A 13,093-nucleotide genomic window follows, 5' to 3' on the forward strand; every position below is an offset into this window, starting at 1 on the left:
TGTTTGTGGGAGCGATCGGTGCCGGGGTGGGGAATGTGGTGAAGACGTACGGGACGTGGCGGAATCAGTACGCGACGGGGATGGCGGAGCGGGTGGCGGGCGGGAGGTTGGCGACGCGGGCAGATTTTGCGCTGCGGGTGGCGGGTGTCGTGGCTGCTGCGGTGTCGGGGGTGGTGGCGGTGATGGATTTTGTTGATGCTGCTGAGAGTCGGGCGCAAGAAAAGTGGACTTTGAGAAACCTCCAGCTTATTTCAGGAGCAGTAGGGGTCTTTAGTGCCGTAATCGCTGGCTGGGCAGCCCTTGCAGCGGCTGGGGGCGGTACCGTGCTATTTGGCTTGAGTTTAACCGGGTGGGGCTTGATTCTTGCCGTTGTGCTGGTGGGAATAGGTATGGCGATCGAGTATGTGAAAGGCAACATCTTTTCTCAATGGCTTGAGAAAACTTACTGGGGTGCCTTGCCAATCTCGAGCCGTTACAGAGAGTCCAAAGTCGAGCAGGCAGATTTCAACAAAGCGATGGCGGAGGCGTGATGTTTACGACGAGCAAGAAGCAGCGTCTACTCACCGAGCAGGATCGTGAGTGGCACTTATCCATTAAGAAGCGCGCTGCCGATCCGCATGCATCAATGAGGGTGATTCGGATAAATTCGATGTATCTGGAGTTGGTTGACGGTTATTACACGAATCGTGGCTTGATGTCGATAATCGGTGGCGGGGCTATCTTCTTGTTTGGGTGGGTCATTGCTTCCACATGGTATTCCGTGATATTTGATTACTTTCTTAATGAAAGATGGGATGGTCGAGAGAAGTTTGGGATGATGTCGTCTGCGATATTTGGAACAGTTTTGTTTTGTGTGGAGGCGGGGGTTATTGTCATATTTTATCGGTGGATTGGTGAGTGGTTTCGCTATACATATTATCCGATTCGCCTGAATCGGCGGATGCGCATGGTCTATGTTTTTCGCGGCGACGGTACGGTGCTGAAGGCATCGTGGGACGACGTGTACTTCGCGTTGCGCGTGAACGCACAGGTTGCTGGTATTCGCACATTTGGTATATGCGGGCTGATGCTGAAAGACCCCAAGACAGTCGAAGAGATGTTTGTGTTCGGCTATGCGTCGAGCAGCAAGGAAAACTGCCTTCGCCACTGGGAATTCATCCGCCGCTACATGGAAGAAGGGCCGCGCGCCGTACTTAACGCGCCCGGACTAGATCTTTATCTCCCGATCGCCGACAAGCGCGAAACGTTGTACCAGGGCTGGATACAACTGGTTTCGCACGATGCCTGGAATCCGGTCTTCAAATGGTTGATGTTCCCGTTCCACGTGCTGTTCTTCATCGGCCGTCTGGTGCACCGCGCCACGAGCAAGGTGCCGAAATGGCCGGCGGATGTGGAAGCCGAATGCCGCATCGAACCGGGTGACCCGCACGTACGCGATTCCAGCCTGAATCCGCCGGAATATCGGTAACGAGCGAGCAACCACAACCTCTTTGGCGGAATACCATGAACCTGCGATCCCCGTTCGTCAAAATTGCCATTTAAAACTCCATAGGAGACCAAAAAATGCCAAACGTCATCTACGTCGGCGACGCAACGAGCCACGGCGGCAAGGTGCTGACCGGCTCATCCCGCGTCAAGCTGAACGGTCGCGGCGCCGCGCGCAAGACCGACAAGGTTTCGTGCCCGCGTTGCGGCGACAACGAAATCGCCGAGGGAAACGCACGAATGCGCGATGGCGATCTACCACTCTCGTTCCATGGCCACAAGACCCGCTGCGGGGCCACGCTGATCGCGTCGAGCAAGGTGACGGGCTGCGCGTGATGGCATTCGACCTCCAGAGGATCGGCCCGGAGCGGGACGTGCCGCGCATTCGGCCGGCCTGGCTGGCATGGGCGCTGTTGTTCGTCGTCCTGACAGGGGGCGGCGCATTCTGCGTCGTCCGCTTCTGGCCCGCTGGCGAACCCACGAACACGCCGTGGTTCTGGTGTTGCGTCGTCGTGTTTCCGGCCATCGGCTGGTTGGTCCCGTTTCTCGTCTACCTCGGCATCCTGCAGGCGCCGCGACGGCGTGCGATCGACTACAACGCAGCTCGGCAGCGCCATGTCGAATCGGTTTGCCGCCGTGCCCGCGTTCCCCTTCACGTGCTCGGGTCGGGTTTCGTCTTTTCCGCGCAGGCTCACGACAACAGGGCCGATGCCGTCGTGGAGAAGCGACTGGCGCTGGCGCAGCAAGCCCGTTTCCCGGGCGATCGCGAAGTCGTAGCGGCACGCTGGATCGAACCGGAAGGGGAGGCATGGATACCCGAAGACGATCACGCGGATGCGCAGCGGCACCGTGCGCTGCTGATCGACCTGTTCGACACGCTGCTTCGCGGGATCGCGCCCGCGCTGCGAGCGATGGCCGAACGCACGCCATTGCGGATTCGGTTGGGCGTCGACACCTTGCTTTCGATACCCGAGATCGAGAACGCATGGCATGCCGGCTGGGCTGCGAATCGATTGGACGGATTGGGCGCATCGGTCAAGCCCGAAATCGAGACGACTGCGCCGGAACTGATCGCGGCCGATCGCTGGATCGACGGAAAAGACGACGAAGTGGCCGATGCGGTCGTCCTGCTGTGCGTCGTGCAACTGAATGCGTTGCTGAATGCGCGTCCGGCGGAAGGTTCGGCCGAGGCTGGCGTCATTCTGCTACTGGCCTCGCAGTCGGTGACGGCGCGCAACCGGTCGACGACCCAGGCGCTGCTCTTTCGCCCGGAACGACGCGATGAAGCGACGCTTGCGCAGGGCGTGACCCAGGCGCTGCTGTGGGCACGCGTGCGTGGCCCGGAACTGCTCGACCACTGGATGTCCGGCGGCGCGGAGGCGCCGCTGAATCGCGCGCTGGCGAGCGACCTCGATGCGCGGGGCGTCGGCGCGATGCAGACGCCGAACCTTGAAGGCCAGCACGACATCGACCTGCGGGTCGGCACAGCCGGCATTGCGGCGGCATGGCTATGCGTCGCCTTGGCGCTGGAGCACGCACGGATTTCCGCACGAACGCAGTTGGTCAGCATTGCCCGGGCGGAACGCGTGACGGTCGCGGTCGTCGCGCCGCGATTTTGATAGGGAACCGCGATGCATTTGAACTACAAACTGGCTGCTTTATTCACGGTGCTGATCGGCGCGTCGCTTTTCGTGATCGGCAAAGGTGACCGGATCGGGCTGCCGACGATGAACGAGCGGCTGCTGGCCGTCTGCGCGCTGGCCCTGCTGTTCGTGATCGCGATTGTCGTTTATGTGTTGCTGGTTCGGCGCGCCGAACGCAAGGCGGCGATGCAGGCAGTCGGATCGGCCGAAATCGCCGATGCCGAGTCTGACGGCCGGCCATCGGCACCGTCCGATCCGTTCGTCGGCCTGCGCAGTGCGTTGCGTGGCCGGTACGGGTTCCGCTGGCGCTACCGCCAACCGTGGCTGCTGCTGACGGGCGACGATCCGACGATCGCCCGGCTGTTGCCGGAACTGGCGGAGTCCGGCTGGCTGCTCGCCGACGATGCGGTCGTGCTGTGGGGCAAGACCGGTGAGAACGGGCTGCCCGACGATGCCTGGCTGAAGCGCGTGGTTCGCTTGCGGCGCCGCAAGCCGGTGGATGCCGTCGTGCTGGCCGTCGACGGGATGGCGGAGCCGCCCGCGCCGCGCCGCGGTATTGATCGTCATGGCCTGAACCTCGCGCGCATCGCCGATACGTTGCGCTGGGCCGCGCCGGTGTACGTGCTCGACGTGGCCAATACCGGGCCGGTTGCCGGAAGCGATGCACCGGTGGCGGGCGCCCGGTTTCCGCATCCTGCCGACGCCGACGCGATCGGCGCCGCGCTCGATACCGTGCGCAGGCGCCTTGCCGATCTTGCCGTGTCGCAACTGGCACGGAATGCCGCGGATACCTGGGCGGCGACGCTGTCGGCGCGACTCGATACGCGCATTGCACCGCTGGCAGGCTGGATTGCTGGCCTGTCCGGCATTGATGCCCGTTCGGCAATCGGAAGGTTTCATCGCAGGCAGCGGGTCGACGGTGTGTTTTTCGTGGGCTGTCCGAATGTCGCGCACGACTCGCGCATCGCGCGCGACGGCGGTGAGTCGTTGTGGCGGTATCTCGGTGAAGCCGCGCGGGCCGTACCGGGCCGTCGGGTTGGCTGGCACCCGGTCACCGCGTGCTCGATCTTCGCCGTCACGGCGCTGGGCCTGTGGACGGCGGGGATGCTGGTGTCCGGCGTGTCGAACGCGCGCGAGGTGCTGAGGACGAAGCAGGTGCTCCGCACGCTGGAGGCTGCGCCGGATCCCGCGGCGCGGCTGCGCGCATTGCTGGCGCTGCAGCAGCGTATCGCCTTCTACGAAAGCCGGACCCAGGAGCACGCGCCGCTGATGTCGCGGTTCGGCATGAACCGTGATCGCGAAACGCTCGCGGCGCTGTGGCGACCCTATGCGCGGACGAGCCGTCAGGTACTTGTCACACCGGTTCAGCAGAACCTCGAGGCCATGCTCGTCGATCTCGGCCAGATGCAGACCGAACAAGTCGACGACCGGACCAGTCGCCTTGCATTCGCCGGCCACGAGGCGCTCAAGACCTACCTGATACTGGCCGAGCCGGCGCGCGCCGACGCGGCCTTCATGACGCCGCAACTGGTTCGCTATTGGAGCACGGGCGCGAGCCTCCGTCCCGGGGAAAAGCTCGACCTGTCCGGGCGCCTGCTCGGCTTTTATGCCGATCGCCTGAAGGCGCACGACGACTGGCGCATCCGCGCGCGCATGGATCTCGTCAATGGCGCGCGCCAGACGCTGCTGGCGGTCATCGGCGTGAAGAACTCGGAAGATACGATCTACCGGGGCGTCATCGATGCAGCGGGCAACCGCTACCCGGACCAGACGCTCGCCTCGCTCACGGCCGGCACCGACACGCGCGGGCTGCTGCGGGCGACGGCGTCGGTACCGAGTGCATTCACCCGGCAGGCCTACGACGGCGCGATCGCGGCGGCGATCGAGGAAGCCGCGAGGCGCAACGAGGCCGCGCACGACTGGGTGCTGGCCGAGCACCCGGTTAGGCAGGCGGCGAAGCAGCCGGCGGCCGACCTGAAGGCCGCGCTCACCCGCCGTTATTTCGACGACTATGCGGATCGCTGGCAGGGTTTCATGAACGGGTTGCAATGGGAGCCGGCGCCGACGCTGCCGTCCGCGATCCAGCAGCTCAGGCTGATGGCCGATACCCGGCAGTCGCCGGTGATCGCGCTGATGAAATCGATCGAGTACCAGGCAGGAGCAGGGGCGCTGAAGGCATCGCTGTCCGATACGCTGGTCGACAAGGCCCAGCAGGTATTCGGCGGGAAGGCTGACGGGCCGCAGATGGCGAAGCCCGATCCCGCCGGGCCGTTGGGAGCGTCGTTCGGCCCCGTGCTGCGCCTCGTCGCGCAAGGCGACGCCGGCGGCGGCGGGGGCAACGACCTGAGCTTGCAGCGCTTCATGGATCGCGTCACGACGCTGCGCCTGAAACTCCAGCAGATCAACGATAGCCCCGATGCCGACGCCCGAGCGAGGGAGGCTGCGCAATCCCTGTTCCAGGGGCGCGGCTCGGAACTGGCCGATACGCAGGCTTATGCGCAACTGATCGCCGCGAGCCTGGGCGCGCAGTGGGCCGGCATGGGCGAAGCGCTCTTCGTGCGACCGGTCGCGCAGGCAACGCAAACGGTGATGCAGCCGGCGCAGGCCAGCCTGAACGCCGCATGGCGCCGGACGATCGTCGCGACCTGGAATCGCTCGTTCGCCGGTCGTTACCCGTTTGCCGATACCGGCAACGATGCATCGATTCCCGAACTCGCCCGATTCCTGCGCCCGCAGGGCGGGCTGATCGGTGCGTTCCTCGGTTCGCAGCTCGCCGGCGTGCTCGAATTGCAGGGCGATCAGTGGGTGCCGGCATCGGCCGGCGGAACGGCCGTGAGCTTCGATCCCGATTTCCTGAGGGCGATGAACCTGCTGCAGCGCATGGCGGGCCACCTGCTCGCGCAGGGTGAGCCGCAGTATCGTTTCGACCTGCGGCCGGTTCCGACCGTGGGCGTGACCGAAACGACGCTCATGCTCGACGGCCAGCGCATGCATTACTACAACCAGCAGGAAACGTGGCAGCCCATGACGTGGCCGTCGAACCGGACGCAGGGGCTCGGTACGTCGTTGCAATGGCAGACCGAAACGGCCGGGGCGAACAAGCAATTCGAATTCGGCGGCCGCTGGGGATGGATTCGCATGCTCGAACGGGCTCGCGTGCAGCCGATCGACAGCGCGACCTTTCTGCTGACGTGGCAGGCCGCTCCGGATACGCGTGCGCCACGAGCAGAGCGGGGGCCGGTAACCGCAGCCGGCGTCGGCGCGCCGGAAGCCGGTGGCGTCGAGCGTGACGAGGATGACGAAACCGCCGCGGCAGATCGCGTCGACAGCCTGACGACACAGGAACCGCTGGCACCGCCTTCCCCCGATGTTGCCTATCCGTTGAGCGTCGTGTTGCGTACGGATGTGGGCAAGGGGCCGCTGGAGTTGCTGGCGTTGCGGCACTTCGTGTTGCCGGCGCGCATCTTCGCCGCTCGAGGACCGGTCGCGGGCCGGGCAGCTGCGCGATCCGCGCGGGCCGACGTCCCTCCGCCGCTGCCGAGAGCGTTCGTCGATGCGGCGAAGCATGCCGGCACACCGCTGCCGGAAGGCCAAAGCCCACTATGAACGTCATGCGAAAGGTATCGGTGCGCGTCGCGCTCGTGCGCACGATCGAAAAGAGTCTCATCCAACCCAACGGTATCGCGAGATCGAATCAATGAGCAACGGGACCCAGGACAATGAAATCCTCCGCTACTACGAGGCGGAGATGCGCTACTTGCACGATGCCGGCAAGGAGTTCGCGCAGGCGTTTCCCGATCGCGCGCGGATGCTGAATATCGATCGTATCGGCGAACGCGATCCGCACGTCGAACGTCTGTTCGAAGGCTTTGCCTTTCTGATGGGGCGCCTTCGCCATAAGCTCGACGACGAACTGCCGGAGCTGACGGAGGGGCTCGTCAGCATGCTGTGGCCGCACTACCTGAGGATGATTCCGTCCTTGTCCATTCTCGAACTGAGTCCGTCTGCCGGGGAACTGCAGAAGCACGAGACGCTTGCTGCCGGACTGGAGGTAGAGTCCGCGCCGATTTCTGCCGAACCGTCCTTCGGTCGAGGCGACGAGGGCGTGCGGTGTGTCTATCGCACTACGCAGTCAGTCGATCTGTACCCGCTGCGGCTCTCTGAGGCGAGCGCGTATGCGCGGGAAGACGGCCGTTCGGTCCTGCGTTTCCGGTTCGAGATCGAGCCGCAGGCGCAGCGAGGGCGGTTGAGCGTGCCGTGCCTGCGCCTGTTCCTGAACGCGGACCGGCCGGTTGCACTGGCGTTGTACGCGGCGCTCGTCAACGCGCCGGCCGCGCTTCAGGTACGCATTCCCGGCTATCCCGCCGACCGTCCCGGCTCTCCGCAGTCCATGCCGGGCCTACGGATCGAACCGGCGGGATTCGCAGCTGACGAACGATTGTGGCCGAAAGCCGACAACGCGTTCGGGGGGTATCAGTTGCTGCTCGAGTACTTCACGTTCCCCGAGAAGTTCATGTTTGTGAACCTGTTGGGTCTCGACATGCAGGCTATTCCCGACGACGTGCCGCACTTCGACGTCGAGGTGGTACCGAGCCGTTCTTATCCGGACGACCTGCGGTTCTCGGCAGAGAACGTTCGCCTTTTTTGTACGCCGATCATCAACCTGTTCCGGATGGAGGCGGACCCGATCAGCGTCACGCACTTCGAAACGGAGTATCGCGTTCACGCGATCGAACAGCACGATGGCCAGGTCGATGTGTATTCGGTAGATGCCGTGCAGGGCTTCGAGGGGCGGTCGGGGCAGCGCTTCGAGTACGCGCCGTTTGCATCGTTCCGACATCGAGGTGGCATGTTGCGCCACGAAATGCCCGAACGATACTTCCACACGAGAATGCGGCGCGGTCCCTCGGGGCGTTTCGACACGTGGGTCGTGCTTGGCGGACACGCCTGGGAGCGGCAGGCGGCGCTACCGATGGAGACGCTGTCCCTGACGGTGACCGGTACGAACGGGATGCTGCCGCGCAAGGGGTTGCGCGAAGCAAGCATTACCCGGATGCGCGGCGGCTTCACGAATGTGGGATCGGTACGCAACCTGACGGCGCCGACGCTTCCCGTCTATCCGCCCACCGACGATCGCTTTCAATGGCGTGTTCTGTCGCATTTGTCACCGAATTACCTGTCCTTGCTGAACCCGGAGATCCTGCGGGGGGCGCTCGCGTTGTACGACTGGACCGAAGGGGAGCTGAACAAGCGCCGCATCGAAGCGATCGTCGACGTGCGGCATCGGCCGCTGCAGACGCTGGTGAAGGGCGGGCTGCAACGCGGAGTCGAAATCGAAGTGACGCTCGACGGCAGGGCGTTTGCTGGCGATGGCGACATGGAGCTGTTTGGGGGCATGCTCAATCGATTCCTTGGGCTATATGCGACGCTGAACCTTTTCACGAGACTGGTGATCGTCGTACAGCCGACTGGCCGGCGCGTTGTCTGGCCGGACACGAAGGGCGATGGGGCGCCGTTTTGAACAGGCCCGGAAAACCCGCTTGTGTGCGGGAGGCGGACTCGCTGTTGCCGGCGTTGCTCGATAGCGCGACGCGGATGAACTTCTACCGCTTCTGCGAATTGCTCGAACTCGCGGCGCCCAATCGGTCGCCGCTTGGTACGACCGATTCGCCCGTGGGGGAAGCCGTTCGGTTCCGCTCCCGGGCGCGGATCGGATTTCCGAATCGTGAGATCGATGCGGTGGAATACGATCCCGATCGTCCGGCGGCGCCCCCGGACGTGCGCACGACGTTTCTGGGGCTATATGGCGTCGATGCGCGGATGCCGTCGTATTTCGTCGACGAAATCGCACAGAATCGAGAGGGTGCTGACGCGCTATCCGGTTTTCTCGACCTGTTTCATCATCGCATCGCGACGCAGTACTACCGGGTATGGCGCAAGTATCGCTATCCGACCGGATTCAGGCCGGAGGGGGACGATACGGTTTCGCGTTACCTGCTGAATTTCGCGGGGCTCGGCCTGGGCGATCCGGAGATTGCCCGGGCGGTGGGCATCCGCAAGCTGTTGTCGATGCTCGGACTCGCGGCGCAGAAGACGCGGACGGCGGAGGGGCTTGCCGGCGTGCTCCGGCATGCGGTGCCGGATGCACACGTGACGATCGAGGAATGCCATCCGGTATGGAATCGCGTCGAGACGCGCGAACCCGGCGCGCTCGGGGAAGGGTGCCTGCTGGGTCGTGAGTTTTGCGATCGAGCGAATACGGTGCGCGTGGTCATTCGGCCGGATACGCGCGAATCGGTGCTGGCGCTGATGCCGGGGCACAGTCAGCATCGGGCGCTGATGGCGCTGCTGCGCTTTTATCTCGGTTACGAGGCGAATGCCCATCTGGAAATGCAGGTTGCGCCGGAACTGATGCCGGGTCCGCGACTGAGTTCGACCGAGGTCAGTCTTGGGTACACCAGCCAACTGTCGCTACCCGGCACAAATGCATCGACAACGGCTGCGGTTCGTGTCCAGCTCGGTCAATGGACCGGAGGCGGCGCAGATCGGGTTTCCGGATGGTGACTTTGCTTGCACGCCCGGTGTTGGCGGAACGTGACTTCGCGAACGTAACGATAACAGGATTGATTGAATGATTCGACCCTTTATGACCGGCGCGATTGCGGCGGCCACCCTTGCCCTGTCGGGGTGCGGCGTGGGGCAGGCGGTGAAGGATGGCGCGACGGATGCCGCGAAGTGGGTATTCATGACGCAGGTCAAGACGATGAATATCGATCTGGTTAGCCGTGCGTCGCTCAATCCGAATGATGCGTCGCAACCGCTGTCGACCATCGTTCGGATTTATCAGCTGAAATCTGGGCAGGCATTCCGCCAACTCGACTACGCCCAGTTGCAGACCAACGATCTCGATGCACTGAAGGCTGATCTGCTTGTGACCAAGAGTGTTCTGCTACGTCCCGATGCGAGTGTCAGCATCAGCGAGCCCATGCATGTCGACGCACAATTTGTCGGCGTAGTTGCATTCTTCCGCAATCCGGGAGCGGGTTCTGCGTGGAAGCTGGTGATCCCGAAAAAACAATGGAAAAGTACGGATCCCGTGCGGATCGACGCGTATGACAATGCGTTGAATCTGGTTGGGTGGACAGAGGGTCCAAAGCGCAGTACGGCGCAGCAGAGTGTGCCGAATGCCGCGAAGCCGAAGCCCGGAGTGATTAAGGAAACCGGAGCGCAAGAGGGCTGACCTGCCTGCGGTGTGCCGATGTAACGGGAAATGCGTGGGGCGGAGTCCGTCATTTGAATCACGACAAGGCCGTGCTCAGGCCCTTGTGTGCCGCACCGCCACCCGTGCAATCGCACCGATCGCATCGCTGACGAGCACCGCGAGCAGCCCGACGATCACGCCGCCCTGCAGCACGAACGCGGTATTCGACGTCTGCAGCCCCGCGATGATGACGTCGCCGAGCCCGCGCGCGGCGACCGTCGAGCCGATCGTCGCGGTGCCGAGATTGATCACGACCGCGAGCCGGACCCCGTTGACGATCACCGGAAACGCGAGCGGCAGCTCGACCGACACGAGTTGCTGCCAGCCGCTCATCCCCATCCCGCGCGCGGCATCGACGACGTCGCGCGGCACGTCCTCGAGCCCCGCGATCGTGCTTTCGAACACGGGCAGGAGACCATACAGCACGAGCGCGATCAGCACGGGCTTCAATCCGAAGCCGACGGCCGGCACCGCGAGCGCGAGCACCGCGACGGGCGGGAAGGTCTGGCCGATGTCGACGACGCTGCGCGCGACCGGCAGGAAATCCGCGCCCCACGGCCGCGTGACCGCGATGCCGGCCGCGACCGCGACGATCGTGCCGATCACGCTCGACAGCGCGACCGTGCCGAGATGCGCGAGCGTGAGGTCGAGCAGGCTCGCGCGATCGTAGATGACCGGTGCGCCGTTGTCCGCGAACGGCGCGAACAAGCCTTGCAGCCATTCGGGGCGCAACAGCAGCACGAGCAGCAGTGCGAGCGCGGCCGCGCGGGCCACGTAGGCGGGCAGCGTGCGTGAGAGAGCGGAGGCCGTCCTCGGCGGCCGGGTACCGTGCGCGGCATCCGGCGTCGTCATGCGGGCTTCCTCGCGTGCGTGCGGATCGCGTCGAGCGTGATGCGGCGCGCGGGGTGTGCGTGGCCGTTGCTGCCATCTTCGACCGGCAGCGCATCGACACCGCGCCACAGCAGCTCCGACACCGCATCGCGCAGCGTGCGCGTCGCGGCGATCGGTTCGCCGTCGGCATGACCGGGTTCGGCCACTGCGTCGATCGGCGTGAGCGCGAGCAGGCGCAGCGGCCGGTCGACGCCCGCGACGAGCTGCTCGACCACGCCGGCTGCCGGCTTGCCGAGAATCTCGGCCGGCGATGCGACCTGCAGCAGCCGGCCGCCCTCCATCACCGCGATCGTGTCGCCGAGCTTCAGCGCTTCCTCGATATCGTGCGTGACGATCACGACCGTGATGCCGAGGCGGCGCTGCAACGCGAACAGGTCGTCCTGCGCCTTGCCGCGGATGATCGGGTCGAGCGCGCCGAACGGCTCGTCCATCAGCAGCATCGCCGGCTCGGCCGCGAGCGCGCGCGCGACGCCGACGCGCTGTTGCTGGCCGCCCGACAGTTCGTGCGGCAGCTTGTCCGCGAACTCGGCCGGCGCGAGATGGAACAGGTCGAGCAATTCGTTCACGCGCGCGTCGATGCGATCGGCCGGCCAGCCGAGCAGGCGCGGCACGGTCGCGATGTTGCGCGCGACGCTCCAGTGCGGAAACAGCCCGTGCCCCTGGATCGCATAGCCGATGCCGCGCCGCAGCTGTTCGGGTGCAACGGTGGCCGTGTCGACGCCGTCGATGCGGATCGTGCCGCTGGTGGGTGCGATCAGCCGGTTGATCATGCGCAGCAACGTCGACTTGCCGCTGCCCGATGCGCCGACGAGCGCGGTGATCGTGCCGCGCTTCATCGTCAGCGATACGTCGTCGACGGCGACGATATCGCCGAAGCGTTTGCCTGCACGTTCGATCTCGATCATCCTGCACGCCCCTTCGCGAGCGTGGTCGCGGCTTCGAACATGACGGCCGCCACCAGTGCGAGCGCGATCGTCGGGATCGCGCCGAGCAGCACGAGATCGGCGGCCGATTGCCCGATCCCCTGGAAGATGAAGGTGCCGAAGCCGCCGCCGCCGATCAGCGCGGCGACGGCGGTCAGCCCGATGTTCTGCACGAGCACGATGCGCACGCCGCTCAGGATCACCGGCAGCGCGAGCACGAGATCGACGCGCAGCAACCGCTGGGTACGCGTCATGCCCATCGCGCGCGCCGCTTCGGTGACGTGCGGCGGCACCTGCCCGAGCCCGACCACGACGCTCGACGCGATCGGCAGCAGCGAATACAGGAACAGCGCGAGCACGGCCGGCGCGACGCCGATGCCGCGGATGCCGAGCGCGGCCGCGAGCGGCACGTGCGCGGCGAGCAGCCCGAGCGGCGCCATCATCAGCCCGTACATCGCGATGCTGGGGATCGTCTGCACGATATTGAGCACGGGCAGCGCGACGGTACGCACCACCGCGATGCGCGCGCAGGCGATGCCGAGCGGCACGCCCGCGACGAGCGCGGCGGCCACCGAGCCACCGGCGAGCGATACGTGGCGGATCGCTTCACGCCAGAAGTCGTCGCTGCGCACCGCGTATTCGCGCATCACCGAAAGGCCGTCCCACCAGCCGCTCGCGAGCGGCACCGAAATCGCTGCGATCGCGACGACGAGCGCGGCGAGGCGCCGCCATGGGCCGAATGCGAGCCGGGCGAGCGCGTCCGCGACGAGCACGGCCCACGCGAACAGCAGCAGCCAGACGCCGGACGAAGGCGACACGCGGGCGAGCATGTCGTCAGGTGCGACGACGTGCGTCGCGGCCGCGCCGACCGCGTACGCGAGCGTCGCGAG

10 protein-coding genes are annotated in these 13,093 nt (G+C 65.2%); 7 read left to right on the forward strand and 3 right to left on the reverse strand.

The window, feature by feature from the left end:
• From G3N64_RS35440 to tssJ, 7 genes are all read left to right on the forward strand, one after another.
• A partial coding sequence (locus G3N64_RS35440; RefSeq protein ID WP_205788307.1) for a hypothetical protein occupies window positions 1–530 on the forward strand: 530 nt, incomplete at its 5' end.
• Window positions 530–1,468 carry a DUF6708 domain-containing protein gene (locus G3N64_RS35445; protein WP_205788308.1) on the forward strand — a complete coding sequence of 313 codons (939 nt, stop codon included), beginning with the start codon at window positions 530–532 and terminating at the stop codon, window positions 1,466–1,468. The genes G3N64_RS35440 and G3N64_RS35445, both read left to right, overlap by 1 nt.
• A 95-nt stretch (window positions 1,469–1,563) precedes the next feature.
• Window positions 1,564–1,821, forward strand: a complete 258-nt coding sequence (locus G3N64_RS35450; protein ID WP_205788309.1) for a PAAR domain-containing protein — start codon at window positions 1,564–1,566, stop codon at window positions 1,819–1,821.
• Between the two features lie 1,295 nt (window positions 1,822–3,116).
• Window positions 3,117–6,734, forward strand: coding sequence for an ImcF-related family protein (locus tag G3N64_RS35455; protein WP_205788310.1), 3,618 nt, complete (start codon window positions 3,117–3,119; stop codon window positions 6,732–6,734).
• Between the two features lie 91 nt (window positions 6,735–6,825).
• Entirely contained in the window at window positions 6,826–8,649 is a 1,824-nt protein-coding gene (tssF, locus tag G3N64_RS35460) for a type VI secretion system baseplate subunit TssF (RefSeq protein WP_205788311.1), read from the forward strand.
• Between the two features lie 74 nt (window positions 8,650–8,723).
• Window positions 8,724–9,692: a type VI secretion system baseplate subunit TssG gene (gene tssG / locus G3N64_RS35465; RefSeq protein ID WP_205788315.1), complete on the forward strand. Its 969-nt coding sequence runs from the start codon at window positions 8,724–8,726 to the stop codon at window positions 9,690–9,692.
• Window positions 9,693–9,759: 67 nt separating this feature from the next.
• Window positions 9,760–10,368: a type VI secretion system lipoprotein TssJ gene (gene tssJ / locus G3N64_RS35470; protein ID WP_205788312.1), complete on the forward strand. Its 609-nt coding sequence runs from the start codon at window positions 9,760–9,762 to the stop codon at window positions 10,366–10,368.
• A 75-nt stretch (window positions 10,369–10,443) separates the two neighbouring features.
• On the opposite strand, the gene G3N64_RS35475 is transcribed toward tssJ, so the two are convergent.
• From G3N64_RS35475 to G3N64_RS35485, 3 genes are all read right to left on the reverse strand, one after another.
• A complete protein-coding gene (locus tag G3N64_RS35475) occupies window positions 10,444–11,241 on the reverse strand; it encodes an ABC transporter permease (protein WP_241021371.1) in 798 nt (265 codons plus the stop codon).
• Window positions 11,238–12,185: an ABC transporter ATP-binding protein gene (locus tag G3N64_RS35480; RefSeq protein ID WP_205788313.1), complete on the reverse strand. Its 948-nt coding sequence runs from the start codon at window positions 12,183–12,185 to the stop codon at window positions 11,238–11,240. The genes G3N64_RS35475 and G3N64_RS35480 overlap by 4 nt, the downstream gene beginning before the upstream one ends.
• Window positions 12,182–13,093, reverse strand: a 912-nt coding sequence (locus tag G3N64_RS35485) for an ABC transporter permease (RefSeq protein WP_205788314.1), incomplete at its 5' end; no start/stop codon positions are given. The genes G3N64_RS35485 and G3N64_RS35480, both read right to left, overlap by 4 nt.

The sequence above is a fragment of the Burkholderia sp. Ac-20344 genome (assembly GCF_017104975.1).
Taxonomy (GTDB): Bacteria; Pseudomonadota; Gammaproteobacteria; order Burkholderiales; family Burkholderiaceae; genus Burkholderia.